The organism is Curtobacterium sp. PhB130 (genome assembly GCF_003755165.1).
GTDB lineage: Bacteria > Actinomycetota > Actinomycetes > Actinomycetales > Microbacteriaceae > Curtobacterium.
Window position 1 is genome coordinate 117349 of the sequence record NZ_RKII01000006.1, and the last position, 16299, is coordinate 133647.

Sequence of the window (16299 nt, forward strand, 5' to 3'; positions counted from 1 at the left end):
CTCGCACCGGGCCTCCGGTCGGTTCAGCCGTGGACGCGACTCATGCCTCGATCCGGTACCCGAGACCGCGCACCGTGACCAGGACCTCTGGCGCCGAGGGCACCCGCTCGATCTTCGAACGGATCCGCTTGATGTGCACGTCGAGCGTCTTCGTGTCGCCGAAGTAGTCCGACCCCCACACCCGGTCGATGAGCTGCCCGCGGGTGAGCACACGACCGGCGTTCCGGAGCAGCAGCTCGAGGAGCTCGAACTCCTTGAGCGGCATCGGCGTCTCGGACCCGTCGACGGACACCGTGTGGCGCTCGACGTCCATCTTGATCCCGCCGACCTGCAGCACGCCGCTGTCCGCCGGGTCGTCCTCGGTGCGACGCCGCAGCACCGCGCGCATCCGGGCGAGGAGCTCCCGGGTCGAGTACGGCTTCGTCACGTAGTCGTCCGCGCCGAGCTCGAGCCCGACCACGATGTCCACCTCGGAGTCCTTCGCCGTCAGCATGATGATCGGCGCGTTCGACCGCGTGCGGATCTGCCGGCAGACCTCGGTGCCGGAGAGCCCCGGCAGCATCAGGTCGAGGAGGACGAGGTCGGGGTTCTCGGCGTCGAACTTCGACAGTGCCGTGACGCCGTCGGCAGCGACGGCGGTCTCGTAGCCCTCCCGCTGCAGGAGGAACTCCAGGGGCTCACTCAGGGCCGGCTCGTCGTCGACGATGAGGATCTTGGTCACGATGGCTGCTCTTCCCGTTGCTCTTCGAGTGCTGTGGTCAGTTCGGTGTCCGCCTCGGGCAGGCGGATCGTGAAGGTCGAGCCCTTGCCGGGCTGCGACCAGACGCGCACGTCACCGCCGTGGTTCCCGACGACGTGCTTCACGATCGCGAGCCCGAGGCCGGTGCCGCCGGTGGCTCGCGACCGTGCGGGGTCGACGCGGTAGAACCGTTCGAACACCCGGTCGAGGTCCGCCTCCGGGATCCCGACGCCCTGGTCGGTCACCGCGATCTCGACGAACCCCTTGGCGCTCCGGACGCCGACACCGACACGGGTGTGGTCCGGGGAGTACTTGACGGCGTTCGCGATGAGGTTCGACACCGCGACCTGCAGGAGCCCGGGGTCGCCCATCACCCGGAGCTTCGACTTCTTCGCGCGGACGAGCTCGATGTCCCGGGCGCGTGCGACGACCTCGTTCGCGTCGGCGGCGGCCTGCACCACCTTGTCGATCGAGATCTCCTCGCTGGAGTCGAGCGTGTCCACGGACTGCAGCCGGGAGAGCTCGATGATGTCCTTCGTCAGGGCGCCGAGCCGCTCGGACTCGGTGATGAGCTGCCCGGCGAACTTCCGCACGTGGTCGGGGTCGTCCGCCGCGGCGACGAGGGTCTCCGAGAGCAGGCCGATGGCGCCGATCGGGGTCTTCAGCTCGTGGGAGATGTTGGCGACGAAGTCCCGGCGGACCTCGTCGATCCGCCGGGACTCGGTGAGGTCGTCGGCGGTCAGGAGCACGTACCGGTTCCCGAGCTGGGCGGCCCGGAAGCTGAGGTACCCGACGAGCTCCCCGCGACGTCCGCGCGGCAGCTCGAGGTCCTCCGCGCCCATCTCTCCGCTGGCACGCACCCGGTCGACCAGGTCGAGGAGCTCCTGGTGCACGAGTCGGCGCCGGATGACCAGCCCGACCGTGAGCGCCTGCGGTGACGCGGCGACGACGGTGTTCGAGGGGTCGACGACCACGGCGGGGTTGTGCATCGTGGCGATGACCGCCGCGACGCCGTCCGGCAGGGTGCGCTCGGCGACGTCAGCTGCCCGTGCCGTGCGCTCGGCCGTGATGATGAGCCCGACGACACCCGCGCCGAAGACCCCGCCGAGGAGCATCGACAGTGGCACGAGCCACGCGTTGTCCATGCCGTCAGTGTAGGAGTGGACACGCGGGGTTCCGGCACCGTTCACCCCGGTTCCCGAGCACTGCCGCAGACCATCGCGAAGCGTTCAGTCCCAGGTCACCGTTCGTTCACCTGGGCACTCGACACTCTCCCGGTACGCAGAGAGAGGCCATCCCCCATGCGCGAAGTGTTCCAGCAGGAACTCCAGGACGTCCAGGAGCGTCTGACCGAGATCGCCGGGCTCGTCGAGTCCGCGATCACCCGGGCGACCGAGGCGTTCACCGAGTCGGACGTCGCCCTCGCCGACGAGGTGATCGCCGACGACGCGAAGATCGACGAGGCCGCACAGAGCCTGGACGAGATCGCGATCGACATCCTCGCGCGGCAGGCACCGGTCGCCCGCGACCTCCGTGTCGTCGTGACCGCGCTCCGCGTGAGCTCGTCGCTCGAGCGGATGGGCGACATGGCCGAGCACATCGCGCAGCTCGCCCGCCAGCGGTTCCCGGAGAAGGTCGTCCCGAAGGGCCTCCGCGGCACCTTCAAGAAGATGGGTGAGCACGACGTCGCGATGGCGCAGAAGCTCACGCGCCTGCTCGCGACGGAGGACATCCAGCTCGCCGAGGAGATCCGGGACGAGGACGACGCCGTGGACGAGCTGCACGCCAGCGTCTTCGACTTCGTGCTCGGTGAGACGTGGAAGGGTGCCCCGGTCGACACCGTGGACGCCACGCTCGCGTCCCGGTACCACGAGCGGTTCGCGGACCACGCGGTGTCGATCGCGAAGAAGGTGCAGTACCTGGCGACGGGTGACTGGGCCGGCGCGAACGCCAGCGTCTGACACGTCCCGACAGCGGCCGGCCCCTCGGGGTCCGGCCGCTGTCGTCGTTTCTGCGAGGATCGGTGCATGGCCCAGGTCGCGATCATCGTCAACGGCATGCCCGGTTCCGGCAAGAGCACGGTCGGTGCCGCCCTCTCCGAGGTGCTCGGCTGCCCGTTCCTCTCGAAGGACCGCATCAAGGAACCGCTGGCGGACATCGCCGGCCCGATGATCGCCTCGCGTCCGCTCGGCGCCATCGCGATGACCACGATGTGGGCGATGGCCGGAGCGGTGGAGCACGGGGTCGTCCTCGACGCCGTCTGGCTGCCGTCCCGTGACCGCGCCTTCCTGGAGGCCGGGCTCGCCTCCGCCGGGTCGCCGCGCGCCGTCGAGGTGTGGTGCGACGTCGACCACGCCACCGCCGTGGAGCGGCTGACGGACCGGTACGACCCGGGTTCGCCCGTGCGTCACGAGGTGCACGGCGACCTGACGGACATCCTGGCGTTCTGGGACGAGCACGGCCCCACCGCGGGGCCGATCGGCCTGGGGCCCGTCGTCCGGGTGGACACGACGCGGTCCTACGACGTCGGCCAGCTCGTGCAGGAGATCGCGTCGCACTTCGTCTGAGCACCGCTGCGACACAGAACGCCCCGCCCGGTGACCCGGGCGGGGCGTTCGGACGTTCCAGCTGTTACTTCTTGGCGCCCTGCGCGGCGACGGCGGCGGCACCGGCAGCGGCGGCCTCGGGGTCGAGGTAGCGCGACGGGCCGGTCGGACGGAAGTCGTCGTCGAGCTCGTACACGAGCGGGATGCCCGTGGGGATGTTGAGCCCGGCGATGTCGTCGTCGGAGATCCCGTCGAGGTGCTTCACGAGCGCGCGGAGCGAGTTGCCGTGCGCCGTGACGAGCACGGTCTTGCCCGCGGCGAGGTCCTTCGTGATGTCGGACTCCCAGTAGGGCAGCAGGCGCTCGATCACGAGCTTGAGCGACTCGGTGCGGGGCAGTGCGTCGCCGAGGTCGGCGTAGCGGCGGTCACCGTGCTGCGACCACTCGGCGTCGTCCGCGATGGGGGGCGGCGGGACGTCGAACGAGCGACGCCACTCCATGAACTGCTCTTCGCCGTACTGCTCGAGCGTCTGGGCCTTGTCCTTGCCCTGCAGGTCGCCGTAGTGACGCTCGTTGAGGCGCCAGTCGCGCTTCACCGGCAGCCATGCGAGGTCGGCCTCGAGCAGGGCGATGTCGGCGGTCTGGATCGCACGGGTCAGGAGCGAGGTGTACAGGACGTCGGGGACGATGCCGGACTCGGCGATGAGCTCGCCGGCGCGCTTCGCCTCCTTCTCGCCCAGCTCGGAGAGCCGGACGTCGACCCAACCGGTGAACAGGTTCTTCTGGTTCCAGTCACTGTTGCCGTGACGGAGCAGGACGAGCGTGGAGGTCATGGTCGAAGTCTACCGAGCGTCGTGCGCCCTTTACCCTTGGGGGATGCCCATCGGGAACGTCACGCGCGGCACGACCGGGTACAACCGGCTCCGTCGTGTGGACCGGTGGATCGCATCGCTCCCGGCACTCCGCCGGACCGACGACCCGCTCGTCGCGGACGTCGGCTACGGCGCCAGCCCGACGACGACGCTCGAGCTCCGGGACCGGCTCGCCCGCGTCCGACCCGACGTCGAGGTCACCGGGATCGAGATCGAGCCCTCGCGCGTGGCCCTGGCGAACGCCGGCACCCGGGACGGCGTCACGTTCCGGCTCGGCGGCTTCGAGACCCCCACACCCGGTGGTCGTCGCCCCGCGGTGATCCGGGCGTTCAACGTGCTGCGCCAGTACGACGAGTCCCAGGTGGTCGGGTCCTGGCGGATCATGCAGGACCGTCTGCAGCCCGGCGGTGCGCTCGTCGAGGGCACGTGCAACGAGGTCGGACGTGTCGCCTCGTGGGTCACGCTCGACGACCGCGAACCCCACACGTTCACGGTGTCGCTGCGACTCGCCGGCCTCGACGTGCCGAGCATCGTGGCGGAGCGGCTGCCGAAGGCCCTCATCCACCGGAACGTCCCCGGCGAGCGCGTGCACGACTTCCTGCGCGACCTCGACCTGGCGTGGGCGATCGCGGCGCCGCTCGGCACGTACGGGCCCCGGCAGCGGTGGCTCGCGGCGGTCGCGGGCATGCGGGAGCGGGGTTGGCCGGTGCTGCACGGCACGACGCGGTGGCGCCTCGGCGAGCTCAGCGTCCCCTGGTCCGCTGTCGCCCCGGGCTGACGCCGCCGTGCGACCGCTCAGGAGCGCTTGACGGCTCCGAGGCGCGGGAGTCGGGGGACGTTGGCGGTCGCGCCGGCCTCCGGCGGGACGATGGTCTCCTGCGCCGCCGTCACGACGACGTCGTCCACCGCGAGGGTCAGCACGGCGGCGGGGTCGAGGGAGCGCTTCACGACCGCGAGCCCGATCGGGCCGAGCTCGTGGTGGATGGCCGACGCGGCGAGCCGCCCGACGTCCTTGCCGTCGAGCGTCACCGGAGTGCCGGGAGACGGCAGGACCGCGTCGGAGCCGTCGAGGTGCAGCATCACGACGCGGCGGGGCGGGTGCCCGAGGTTGTGGACCTTGGCGACGGTCTCCTGCCCGCGGTAGCACCCCTTGCTCAGGTGCACGGCGGAGCGGAGCCAGTCGAGCTCGTGCGGGATCGTCCGCTCGTCGATGTCGGTGAGGACCGGACGCCACGCGGCGATCCGCAGGGCGTCGAACGCGAGGAGCCCCGCTGCGGGCCGGTCGGACGCGGCCAGGGTGACCGCGGCAGTGGACTCGAGCACCGCGATCCGCAGGGTCCAGTCGGAGCCGGGATGTGCCTCCAGGCTGGCGTAGCCCCACCCACCGGGCGTGACGGACGACCACGGGTCGACCCACTCGACGACGGCGTCGTCGACACGAGCGTCCCCGAACGAGCCGATGGTCACGAACGCGGCCGAGCGGTCGTCGATCTCGACGCGGAGCATGAAGCGCATCGAGGAGAGCCACGCAGCGAGCGGGGCGGCGTCGGCCGGTTCCGTCAGCAGCCAGGTGGTGGTGCCGTCGTCGACGACCCGTGCGGCGTGCTCGACGCGGCCGGACTGGTCGAGGACGAGCGTCTCGGTGCTGACACCCGGCGCCAGTCCGAGGAGCAGCTGCGACGTGATCGAGTTGAGCCAGGACAGCCGGTCCGGACCGGTGACGGTCACGACGCCGAGGCCGAGCTCCACGACGGCACGGCCGTCCGCGAGTGCACGCTGCTCACCGAGCGGGTTGCCGAAGTGCGCCGCCGGACCGAGGTCCGACGCCACGAACCCGTCGCGCGCCGAGAACGCCGACATCAGTCGACCTTCGCGAGCTGCCCCGAGGCGTGGGAGGTGAGTTCCCGGCCGAGCGCGGCGATGTCCCACGCCCAGAAGAGCTTGCCCTCGACGAGGCCGTACAGCCGGGTCGCCGCGGAGTAGTCCTTCGCGTTGACGGAGCGCATCACGGCGTCGGTGGCGAGGTCGATGCGGCCCTTCCGGACCTGCCCGACGTAGAGCTCGTTGACGCCGGTCGGGTGGATGATCGCGGCTTCGACGTCGAAGCCGTCGTTCGTGTTGCGCAGCGCCTCGACGCTCTGGGTGGTGGTGAACGGCACGGTGCCCTCGCCGAGGAGCATCGCCGGCCCGCGGTCACCGGGCTCGGACGGCCGGTCCAGACGCCAGTAGCCCATCTCCGCGGCCAGCGGGGTGTGCGCTTCGTCGAGGAGCCACGTCGTCGAGGAGTAGTTGAGGTACGGCAGGCCGTCGTGGCTGAAGCTCACGCGCTGGCCGAACTCGTAGTTCCGGACGTCGGGTTCGTCACCTTCACCGACGGGGTACTCGACGACGCCGGTGCCTTCCCAGACGCCGACGAGCCAGGACAGGGGGACGAGTTCGGGGGCGAGGCCCTCCGGCAGTTCGATCAACGCTGACCCTTGAACAGCTTCACGACGACCGTCACCGAGACGAACGCGATCGCGAGCGAGGCCAGGCCGAGGAGACCGACGTAGAACAGCTCGAGCGCTAGCAGCGAATCCATGCCGCCGAGTCTACGCGGAGCGGCTCAACGCGCCAGGAGCACCACGGCGGTGACGAGCACGACGACGAAGGACCCTGACGAGGCGATGCTGATCCGTTCGACCAGGCCGTCCTTCGTCGCGGTGATGAGCTGCAGCACGAAGCTGACGAGCACGGACGCCACGAACACCAGGAGCAGCCACGCGAAGGAGTCCTTCTCGGTGAGGGTCAGGACGAGCACGGCGCCGAGGATCGAGAGCAGCCAGACGGGCAGCACCGACGTCAGCTTCAGGCGGCGCTGGTCTGCGGGCGGGACGGGCTCGGTCACCACCCCATCATTGCAGGCGCGTCGGGGACACTTGTCGGGCATCACTAGGATGTCTCCACGACGTCTTCCCACTGGAGGTCCTGTGGCACAGCTCCTGGTACTCACTTCGGCTGCGCCCGGCGACGTCCTGCCGAGCCTGGGCCTCCTGAGCCACCGGATCCGCCACGTGCCGGCCGAAGCCGCACAACTGGTGAACGCACCGCAGAGCGACCTGATGTTCGTGGACGCCCGCACCGACCTGGTCAGTGCGAAGGCCCTGTGCAAGATCCTCGCCACGTCCGGTTCGACGACACCCATCGTCCTCGTGGTCACCGAGGGCGGCCTGACCGCCGTCAACAGCGAGTGGAACATCGACGACGTGGTGCTCGAGAGCGCCGGCCCGGCCGAGGTCGACGCCCGCATCCGCCTCAGCGCAGGGCGCGCGGCCAAGAACCAGACCGGGTCGAAGATCCAGGCGTCCGGCGTCGTCATCGACGAGGCCAGCTACTCGGCGAAGGTCCGCGGCAAGCCGCTCGACCTCACCTTCAAGGAGTTCGAACTCCTCCGCTTCTTCGCCACGCACCCGTCGCGGGTGTTCACGCGCGAGCAGCTGCTGTCCGAGGTCTGGGGCTACGACTACTTCGGTGGCACCCGCACCGTGGACGTGCACGTCCGACGGCTCCGCGCCAAGCTCGGCGACCTCGAGTCGCTCATCGGCACGGTCCGGAACGTCGGCTACCGCTTCAACGTCTACGACGACGAGGCCGAACGACTCATGGGGCAGTAGGTGCCCGACCTCAGCCGCTTCGACGTCCCGGGAGAGGCTCCCCCCTTCTCCGACCAGACCCTGGTCGACGTGCGCGCGGGCCGCGCCCTCGTGCTGGAGGAACCGGACGGGGTCGCGGTGGTCCGGGAGGGCGAGCTGGAGCTCGTGGTCCGCCGGGAGGCCCGTGGTCAGGGCGTCGGGACCCGGCTCGTCGACCGGGCGCTCGCGCTGGACGGCGGGGCCGCGCCGCGGCTGGCCTGGGCACACGGGGACAGCCCGGCGGCGCGGGCGATCGCGACGCGCTACGGATGGGCTGCCACCAGGACGCTGCTGCAGCTGCGCGCTCCGGTGCCGACGTCGGTGCCCCACCCGAGCCTCCCGTCGGGGTCCGTGCTCACCGCGTTCACGAGCGGAACCGGTCCGGCCGCCGCGCCCGAGGCCGACTGGCTCGCACTCAACGCCGCGGCGTTCGCGTCGCACCCGGAGCAGGGGTCGATGACGCTCGACGACCTCCGCGCCAGGGAGACGGAGTCGTGGTTCGACGCCGACGACCTGCTGCTGCTCCGTGACGCCTCCGGGGCACTCGCCGGGTCCTGCTGGCTCAAGGTCGAGGACGGGATCGGCGAGTTCTACGCCGTCGCCGTGCGCCCGGACCTGCAGGGCCACGGCATCGGTGGCGTCCTGATGCGCGCCGGGTTCGCGCGCCTGCAGGAGCGGGGCGTCACGACCGCTGCGCTCTACGTCGAAGGCGACAACGAACCCGCGCTGGCGCTCTACCGCCGGTCCGGGTTCACCCAGCACGCGATCGACGTGCAGTACGCCGCCCCCTGACCTTCGACCGCTGTCCACCGTTGTCCACAGCCCCCGCGGCAGCAGCACCCGGGTGGCAGGATGAGCACATGGACACCGAACCGCAGCTCGACGGCGAATCCGTCTCGCACGACCTCGACGACTTCGACGAGGTCGTGGAGGTCGAGCACGAGTCGCTGCCGACGGACCGGTACTTCGACCGTGAGATCAGCTGGCTGCGGTTCAACCAGCGCGTGCTCGAGCTGGGCGAGGACCGGAGCGTCCCCCTGCTCGAACGCGCCAACTTCCTGGCGATCTTCGCGTCCAACCTCGACGAGTTCTTCATGGTCCGGGTCGCCGGGCTGAAGCGCCGCATCGACACCGGGATCGCGGTCCCCACGAACGTCGGTCGTGCGCCGAGCGACGTGCTCCGGGACATCGCGAAGAAGGCCCACGAGCTGCAGGACCGGCACGCGCAGGCGTTCATCGGGTCGCTCAAGCCCGACATGGATGCCGCTGGAATCCACATCGAGCACTGGTCCGACCTGGCCGAGGCCGACCGGCTCCGGATGCGTGAGTACTTCGCCGAGCAGATCTTCCCGGTGCTGATGCCCCTCGCGGTGGACCCGGCGCACCCGTTCCCGTACATCTCGGGGCTGTCGCTCAACCTCGCGGTGCGCGTGCGCAACCCGAAGTCGCAGCGGCAGGAGTTCGCGCGCCTCAAGGTGCCGCAGAACTTCTCCCGGCTGATCAAGCTGCCCGACGACAACTCCGGGCGGATGCGCTTCATCCCGCTCGAAGACCTCATCGCGAACCACCTCGACGACCTCTTCCCGGGGATGGAAGTGCTGGAGCACCACGTGTTCCGGGTCACCCGCAACGAAGACGTCGAGATCGAGGAAGACGAGGCCGAGAACCTCATCCAGGCCCTCGAGCGTGAGCTCCTGCGCCGTCGCTTCGGTCCGCCGATCCGGCTCGAGATCACCGAGGACATGGACCCGGTGACGCTCGACCTGCTCGTCCGCGAACTCGACATCACCGAGCAGGAGGTCTACCGGCTGCCGTCGCCGCTCGACCTCGGCTGCCTGTTCGAGATCTCCAAGATCAGCCGGCCGGACCTGCACTACCCCAAGCACGTGCCGACCACCCCGGTGCAGTTCCAGCCGGGCGAGCCGAACACCAAGCCCGACCTCTTCCGCGCGATCGCCGCGAAGGACGTCCTCGTGCACCACCCGTACGAGTCCTTCGCCACCAGCGTGCAGGCCTTCCTCGAGCAGGCCGCCGCCGACCCGCACGTGCTCGCGATCAAGCAGACGCTGTACCGCACCTCCGGCGACTCCCCCATCGTCGAAGCCCTGATCGACGCGGCCGCCGCGGGCAAGCAGGTCCTCGCGCTGGTCGAGATCAAGGCGCGCTTCGACGAGCAGAACAACATCACCTGGGCCCGCAAGCTCGAGAAGGCCGGCGTGCACGTGGTCTACGGCCTCGTCGGGCTGAAGACGCACTCCAAGCTCGTGCTCGTCATCCGGCAGGAAGGCGGCACGCTCAAGCACTACAGCCACATCGGCACGGGCAACTACAACCCGAAGACCTCGCGCATCTACGAGGACATGGGGCTGTTCACCGCGGACGACGTCGTCGGCAAGGACCTCACGCGCCTGTTCAACGAGCTCTCCGGGTACGCGATCGAGAAGAAGTTCAAGCGCCTGCTCGTCGCCCCGCTGCACCTGCGGAAGGGGCTGCTCAAGCGGATCCAGGTCGAGGCGGACAACGCCCGCGCCGGCAAGCCCTCCGGTATCCGGATCAAGGTGAACTCGATGGTCGACGAACAGATCATCGACGCGCTCTACCTCGCCAGCCAGGCCGGGGTGCCGATCGACATCTGGGTGCGTGGCATCTGCTCGCTGAAGCCGGGCATCGAAGGCGTCAGTGAGACGATCCGGGTGCGCAGCGTCGTCGGGCGCTACCTCGAGCACTCGCGGGCGTTCGCGTTCCACAACGACGGCGACCCGTTCATCTTCATCGGCAGCGCCGACATGATGCACCGCAACCTCGACCGTCGCGTCGAGGCCCTGGTCCGCCTGTCCGAACCGGCCCACATGAACGAGGTCACCGAGATGTTCGACCTCGCGATGGCCGAGTCGACCAGCTCGTGGCACCTCGAGTCCGACGGCGAATGGACGCGTCATTCGACCGACGACGACGGCCGACCCCTCGACGACGTGCAGAATGTCCTCATGCGGAACATCTCGTCCCGGAAGCGCTCCACTCGGTGAGCGGGGGACCAACGGGTCCCGTCCTCGCGGCGGGAGCGGTGGTCTGGCGTGAGCAGGACGGTGTCCCGCTCGTGCTCCTGATCCACCGCGAGCACCACAAGGACGTCTCCTTCCCGAAGGGCAAGGTCGACCCGGGCGAAGCCGTGCCGACCGCCGCGGTCCGGGAGATCGACGAGGAGACGGGCTACCGCGTCCACCTCGGCGCACCGCTCGGCACCGCGGAGTACGTGCTGCCGAACGGCCGCGACAAGGTCGTGCACTACTGGGCGGCACGGGTCAGCGCGAAGGAACACCAGCGCGCCGGGAAGTTCAAGCCCAACGCCGAGGTCGCCGCGATCGAGTGGGTCACCATCGACGACGCCCGCGCCCGACTGACCTACCTCCGGGACGTCGAGATCCTGGACCGCTTCGCCGACCGCGCCGCCCGGGGCGCACACGACACGTTCGCGCTCATCGCCCTGCGGCACGCCAAGACCACCCCCGGCTCGGACTGGCACGGCCCGGACGCCACCCGCCCGCTGCTGCCCGTCGGCCGGACCCAGGCGAAGGCCGTCGCGTCCCCGGTCGCCGCGTTCGGCCCGCGCAAGATCGTCAGCAGCACGGCGGCGCGGTGCCTGGCGACCGTCGAGCCGCTCTCCGACAAGACCAAGATCGGCGTTGCGAGCACACCGGACATCAGCCAGGACGCCCATGACCAGGGCTCGGCCGACGTCAAGGGCGTCGTGCGGAAGCGCCTCGCGAAGGGCAAGACTGCCGTGCTGTGCTCGCACGGCCCGGTGCTGCCGGAGATCATCGCCCGCATCGCCACCGAGACCGCCGGCGACACCGACCCCGGCACGAACGGCGCCGCGGACACCGACGCCGCCGGCGACGCCGCGCGCTTCGACCTCCGTCGTGCCGCGATGCTCTCGGTCGGGGACTTCGCCGTGCTGCACATCGCCGACGGCAAGCTCGTCGCGGTGGAGACGCACCGCAACCCGGTCTCCGCGTAGCGCGCACCGCAACCCGGTCTCCGCGGAGCGCGCACGGCCCCGGACCCCGCCACCTGGCGGGGTCCTTCGGCGTGCGCGCGGCGAGCCGCGCCTCCCGGCCGACCGCGCCGCTGCCGGGACAACCCCTCGTTCACCTGCCGTTCACCGGGGCGCGTGATCCCGGTCACTTCGCGTCCCTACAGTCGCTCGCGGGTCGGCACCGGCCCGCGGGACCACCAAGGGTCCCACCTGCACTCCACCCCCGAAGGGACCCCTGTGAACATCAAGCGAATCGGCACGGTCGCGGCAATCGCGATCGCCGGCGCGGTCGTGCTCTCCTCGTGCGCGGCGAACGAAGGCGGCGCGGGCAGCACCACGTCGGCCTCGGCCTCGGGTGTCGACTACTCGAAGCTCTCCGGCACGCTCACCGGTTCGGGCTCCTCCGCCCAGCAGACCGCCGAGGCCACGTGGGCCGCCGGCTTCCAGGACCAGGCCTCGAACGTCACGGTGAACTACTCGCCGGACGGCTCCGGCGCCGGCCGCAAGAACTTCATCTCGGGTGCCGCGGACTTCGCTGGCTCCGACGCCGCGCTGTCCGACGACGAGCTCTCCGGCTCCTTCGGCCTCTGCGCCGCGGACTCCAAGGCCATCGACATCCCGGTCTACATCTCCCCGATCGCGATCGCCTACAAGGTCGACGGCGTCAAGGACCTGACGCTCGACGCGAAGACCATCGCGGGCATCTTCTCCGGCAAGATCACCAGGTGGAACGACTCGCAGATCGCGGACCTCAACAAGGACGCCGACCTGCCGGACGCGAACATCACCGTCGTGCACCGCTCCGACGACTCGGGCACCACCCAGAACTTCTCCGAGTACGTCTCGGCGAACGCCGGCGACGTGTGGACCGAAGCGCCGAGCCAGACCTACCCGTACCAGGTCGGCGACAGCGCGAAGGGCACCTCGGGTGTGGCCTCGGCCATGCAGGGCGCCTCGAACGCCATCACCTACATCGACGACTCCGGCGCCGGTGACCTCGACAAGGCCAAGCTCATGGTCGGCGACACCGCCACCAAGATCTCCGCCGACGGTGCCGCGCAGGTCGTCGCCGACTCCGACGTCGCCGCCGGCCGCGAGGACAACGACCTCGCGATCGACATCGACCGCAAGGACACCGCCAAGGGCGCATGGCCCCTGGTCCTCGTCTCCTACGCCATCGCGTGCCAGGAGTACAAGGACTCGGACAAGGCCGACCTCGTCAAGTCGTACCTGACCTACGTGGTCTCGGACGACGCGCAGAAGGCCGCAGCGACGGAGGCCAAGTCGGCCGCCCTCTCGAGCGACCTCGCGAAGAAGGCCGCCACCGCGGTCGCGTCCATCAAGTAACACCTCCTGAGAGCCCGGATGCCGGTCAGTCACCCCCGACCGGCATCCGGGCACTTCCCCGTCTCCCGACAGGAGTCCCACCTCCCATGACGACCGCACCCCTCCAGCAAGGGTCATCGCTCACCCCGTCGAAGCCGAAGGCCGTCGTGCGCGTCGGCGACCGGGTCTTCTCCGCCGCCTCGGTCCTCTCCGGCGGCCTCATCCTGGTGGTGCTCGCCCTCGTCGCGGCGTTCCTCGTCTGGCAGAGCATCCCCGCCTTCACCGCTACGGCCGGCGAGCTCCCGAACCAGGCCGCCAACTTCTGGGACTACGTCGGGCCGCTCGTCTTCGGCACCGTCTGGTCCGCGTTCCTCGCGCTGGTCTTCGCCGTCCCGCTGTCCCTCGGGATCGCGCTGTTCATCTCGCACTTCGCACCGCGCCGCATCGCGCCGGTGCTCGGCTACGTGATCGACCTGCTCGCCGCGGTCCCCTCCGTCGTCTACGGGCTCTGGGGCATCGTCGTCCTGGCCCGCTTCGTGCAGCCGTTCTACGCGTTCCTCAACGAGTACTTCGGGTGGATCCCGCTGTTCTCCGGACAGATCTCCGGCACCGGCCGCACGATCCTCACCGCGGCGATCGTGCTCGCGGTGATGGCGATCCCGATCATGACCGCCGTGATGCGCGAGATCTTCCTGCAGGCGCCGACCCTCAACGAAGAGGCCGCACTCGCCCTCGGTGCCACGCGCTGGGAGATGATCCGGCTGTCGGTCCTGCCGTTCGCGAAGTCCGGCATCGTGTCCGCGATCATGCTCGGCCTCGGTCGTGCGCTCGGCGAGACGATGGCGATCGCCCTGGTCCTGTCGGTGTCCACGAAGGTCACCTTCAACTTGATCGGCTCGCTCAACCCCTCGACGATCGCCGCGAACATCGCGCTGCAGTTCGCCGAGGCGTCCGGTACGGCCCTGAACGCGCTCATCGCCTCGGGCCTGATCCTCTTCGTCATCACCCTGGTCATCAACATGCTCGCGCGGTACATCGTCCGCCGGCGCGTCAGCTGAGAGGTCGCACCCCGATGTCCCTCGCACTCCGGTCCTCCGGCGGCAACGTCTTCGCCAACGGCAAGCTGCACAAGTCCGTGCCGTGGCTGCTCCTCGGCGGCAGCTGGGTCGCCCTGGCCCTGGTCTTCGCCCTGCTCAACGCCGGCGGCTCGGTCAAGGACTTCAACGTCGTCGCCGCACTGTTCCTCGGCACGGTCCTCTTCGACGTCCTCATCGTGGTCGTCTCCCGGATCGTCGAGGGCGGACGCAAGGCCGTCGACCGCCTGGTCACCTCGCTCGTCGTCACCGCCTTCGTCATCGCGGTGCTGCCGCTGGTGTCGCTGCTCTACACGGTGCTCGCGGACGGGCTCGCCCGGTTCGACGCCGCGTTCTTCACGTACTCGATGCGCGGGGTCATCTCCGTCGGCGGCGGTGCGCTCCACGCCCTCATCGGCACGCTCGAGATCACGCTCTTCGCGGCGCTGATCAGCGTCCCGATCGGCCTGCTCACCTCGATCTACCTCGTCGAGTACGGCCGCGGGGTCCTGGCACGCGGGATCACCTTCTTCGTCGACGTGATGACGGGCATCCCCTCGATCGTCGCCGGGCTCTTCGCGTACTCGCTCTTCGCGCTGTTCCTCGGCCCGGGTGCCCGCTTCGGGCTGGTCGGCTCGGTCGCCCTCGCGGTGCTGATGATCCCGATCGTCGTGCGCTCCACCGAAGAGGTGCTGAAGATCGTCCCGATGGAGCTCCGTGAAGCGTCCTACGCGCTCGGGGTGCCGAAGTGGCTCACCATCATCAAGGTCGTCCTCCCCACGTCCCTGGCCGGCATCACGACGGGCGTCATGCTCGCCATCGCCCGCGTCATCGGCGAGACCGCTCCCCTGCTGGTCACCGCCGGGTTCACCACGAGCATGAACTACGACCTGTTCGGCAACCCGATGATGACCCTGCCCGTGTTCGCCTACACGCAGTACTCGCAGCAGGGCGCCAACCCGGTACCGTTCGTCGACCGGGCCTGGACCGCCGCACTCGTGCTCATCCTCATCGTGATGGTCTTGAACCTGCTCGCGCGGTTCATCACCCGTCTCTTCGCCCCCAAGCTGTCGCGCTAGCGCGCGTTCGTCCCCCAGGAAAAGGAACACCGTGTCCAAGCGCATCGAGGTCGACGGCCTCAACGTCTACTACTCGAAGTTCAAGGCGGTCGAGGGCGTCGACATGACGATCGAGCCCCGCACCGTGACCGCGTTCATCGGCCCGTCCGGCTGCGGCAAGTCGACCTTCCTCCGCACGCTGAACCGCATGCACGAGGTCATCCCCGGCGCCTACGTCGAGGGGTCGGTCAAGGTCGACGGCGACGACCTGTACGCGCCGGGCGTCGACCCGGTCATCGTCCGCCGTCAGGTCGGCATGGTCTTCCAGCGGCCGAACCCGTTCCCGACGATGTCCATCAAGGACAACGTGCTCGCGGGTGTGAAGCTCAACAACAAGCGCATCTCCCGCTCCGAGGCCGACGACATCGTCGAGCGTTCCCTGCAGGGTGCGAACCTCTGGAACGAGGTCAAGGACCGCCTCGACAAGCCCGGCATGGGGCTCTCCGGCGGGCAGCAGCAGCGGCTGTGCATCGCGCGTGCGATCGCAGTGCAGCCCGACGTGCTCCTCATGGACGAGCCCTGCTCGGCGCTCGACCCGATCTCGACCCTGGCGATCGAGGACCTCATCGAGGAGCTCAAGAAGGACTTCACGATCGTGATCGTGACGCACAACATGCAGCAGGCGTCCCGCGTCAGCGACAAGACGGCGTTCTTCAACATCGCCGGCACGGGGGCGCCCGGGAAGCTCATCGAGTTCGACGACACCGCGACGATGTTCTCGAACCCGTCCGTGCAGGCCACCGAGGACTACGTCTCGGGCCGCTTCGGCTGATCCTGGGGCGGGGGGCGGGTGCCCGCTGACCCAGAACGACAACGCCGATGTCGGACGACATCGGCGTTGTCGTCGTCTGCGGCGGCGCGGGGCCCGCGGACGCAAGGAACGACGAAGTCGCTGTCGTACGACAGCGACTTCGTCGTT

The 16299-nt window shown here is 69.7% G+C and carries 17 protein-coding genes; 11 read left to right on the forward strand and 6 right to left on the reverse strand.

Features of this window, described 5'->3' with window-relative positions:
- Nucleotides 1-40: 40 nt before the first annotated feature.
- Entirely contained in the window at nucleotides 41-721 is a 681-nt protein-coding gene (locus EDF24_RS00640) for a response regulator transcription factor (protein WP_123656313.1), read from the reverse strand.
- A complete protein-coding gene (locus EDF24_RS00645; RefSeq protein ID WP_123700802.1) occupies nucleotides 718-1884 on the reverse strand; it encodes a cell wall metabolism sensor histidine kinase WalK in 1167 nt (388 codons plus the stop codon). Before EDF24_RS00645 ends, EDF24_RS00640 begins: the two co-directional genes overlap by 4 nt.
- Nucleotides 1885-2040: 156 nt before the next feature.
- On the opposite strand from EDF24_RS00645, the gene phoU reads away from it, so the two are divergent.
- Together phoU and EDF24_RS00655 are read left to right on the forward strand one after the other, a co-directional pair.
- Nucleotides 2041-2700, forward strand: a complete 660-nt coding sequence (gene phoU / locus EDF24_RS00650; protein WP_123656315.1) for a phosphate signaling complex protein PhoU — start codon at nucleotides 2041-2043, stop codon at nucleotides 2698-2700.
- A gap of 66 nt (nucleotides 2701-2766) precedes the next feature.
- Nucleotides 2767-3306, forward strand: coding sequence for an AAA family ATPase (locus EDF24_RS00655; protein WP_123700803.1), 540 nt, complete (start codon nucleotides 2767-2769; stop codon nucleotides 3304-3306).
- Nucleotides 3307-3370: 64 nt separating this feature from the next.
- Here EDF24_RS00655 and EDF24_RS00660 read toward each other — a convergent pair whose 3' ends face one another.
- Nucleotides 3371-4117, reverse strand: coding sequence for a phosphoglyceromutase (locus tag EDF24_RS00660; RefSeq protein WP_123700804.1), 747 nt, complete (start codon nucleotides 4115-4117; stop codon nucleotides 3371-3373).
- A 43-nt stretch (nucleotides 4118-4160) separates the two neighbouring features.
- On the opposite strand from EDF24_RS00660, the gene EDF24_RS00665 reads away from it, so the two are divergent.
- The gene (locus EDF24_RS00665) at nucleotides 4161-4934 is read left to right on the forward strand and encodes a class I SAM-dependent methyltransferase (RefSeq protein ID WP_123700805.1); all 774 of its coding nucleotides are present in this window, start codon (nucleotides 4161-4163) and stop codon (nucleotides 4932-4934) included.
- Nucleotides 4935-4951: 17 nt separating this feature from the next.
- On the opposite strand, the gene EDF24_RS00670 is transcribed toward EDF24_RS00665, so the two are convergent.
- From EDF24_RS00670 to EDF24_RS00680, 3 genes are all read right to left on the reverse strand, one after another.
- Nucleotides 4952-6016 carry a folate-binding protein YgfZ gene (locus tag EDF24_RS00670; RefSeq protein WP_123700806.1) on the reverse strand — a complete coding sequence of 355 codons (1065 nt, stop codon included), beginning with the start codon at nucleotides 6014-6016 and terminating at the stop codon, nucleotides 4952-4954.
- Nucleotides 6016-6624: an FABP family protein gene (locus EDF24_RS00675; RefSeq protein WP_123656320.1), complete on the reverse strand. Its 609-nt coding sequence runs from the start codon at nucleotides 6622-6624 to the stop codon at nucleotides 6016-6018. Before EDF24_RS00675 ends, EDF24_RS00670 begins: the two co-directional genes overlap by 1 nt.
- 137 nt (nucleotides 6625-6761) lie before the next feature.
- A complete protein-coding gene (locus EDF24_RS00680; RefSeq protein ID WP_123656321.1) occupies nucleotides 6762-7043 on the reverse strand; it encodes a hypothetical protein in 282 nt (93 codons plus the stop codon).
- 82 nt (nucleotides 7044-7125) lie between these two features.
- Between EDF24_RS00680 and EDF24_RS00685 the strand changes: the two genes are divergently transcribed.
- The 8 genes from EDF24_RS00685 (at nucleotide 7126) to pstB (ending at nucleotide 16152) form a co-directional block, all read left to right on the forward strand.
- Nucleotides 7126-7809 carry a response regulator transcription factor gene (locus tag EDF24_RS00685; RefSeq protein WP_123656322.1) on the forward strand — a complete coding sequence of 228 codons (684 nt, stop codon included), beginning with the start codon at nucleotides 7126-7128 and terminating at the stop codon, nucleotides 7807-7809.
- Complete coding sequence (gene mshD, locus EDF24_RS00690; protein WP_123700807.1) at nucleotides 7810-8619, forward strand: mycothiol synthase; 810 nt, start codon at nucleotides 7810-7812, stop codon at nucleotides 8617-8619. It abuts the gene before it with no gap.
- A gap of 68 nt (nucleotides 8620-8687) precedes the next feature.
- Nucleotides 8688-10853 (forward strand): RNA degradosome polyphosphate kinase, encoded by a 2166-nt coding sequence (locus tag EDF24_RS00695; protein ID WP_123700808.1) that lies wholly within the window; start codon nucleotides 8688-8690, stop codon nucleotides 10851-10853.
- Nucleotides 10850-11845 (forward strand): NUDIX domain-containing protein, encoded by a 996-nt coding sequence (locus EDF24_RS00700; protein ID WP_185021529.1) that lies wholly within the window; start codon nucleotides 10850-10852, stop codon nucleotides 11843-11845. The genes EDF24_RS00695 and EDF24_RS00700 overlap by 4 nt, the downstream gene beginning before the upstream one ends.
- 255 nt (nucleotides 11846-12100) lie before the next feature.
- The gene (locus tag EDF24_RS00705) at nucleotides 12101-13210 is read left to right on the forward strand and encodes a phosphate ABC transporter substrate-binding protein PstS (RefSeq protein ID WP_123700810.1); all 1110 of its coding nucleotides are present in this window, start codon (nucleotides 12101-12103) and stop codon (nucleotides 13208-13210) included.
- 86 nt (nucleotides 13211-13296) lie between these two features.
- The gene (gene pstC / locus EDF24_RS00710) at nucleotides 13297-14247 is read left to right on the forward strand and encodes a phosphate ABC transporter permease subunit PstC (protein WP_123700811.1); all 951 of its coding nucleotides are present in this window, start codon (nucleotides 13297-13299) and stop codon (nucleotides 14245-14247) included.
- Nucleotides 14248-14261: 14 nt separating this feature from the next.
- Entirely contained in the window at nucleotides 14262-15341 is a 1080-nt protein-coding gene (gene pstA / locus EDF24_RS00715; protein ID WP_123700812.1) for a phosphate ABC transporter permease PstA, read from the forward strand.
- A gap of 31 nt (nucleotides 15342-15372) precedes the next feature.
- Complete coding sequence (gene pstB / locus EDF24_RS00720; RefSeq protein ID WP_123700813.1) at nucleotides 15373-16152, forward strand: phosphate ABC transporter ATP-binding protein PstB; 780 nt, start codon at nucleotides 15373-15375, stop codon at nucleotides 16150-16152.
- Nucleotides 16153-16299: the final 147 nt, after the last annotated feature.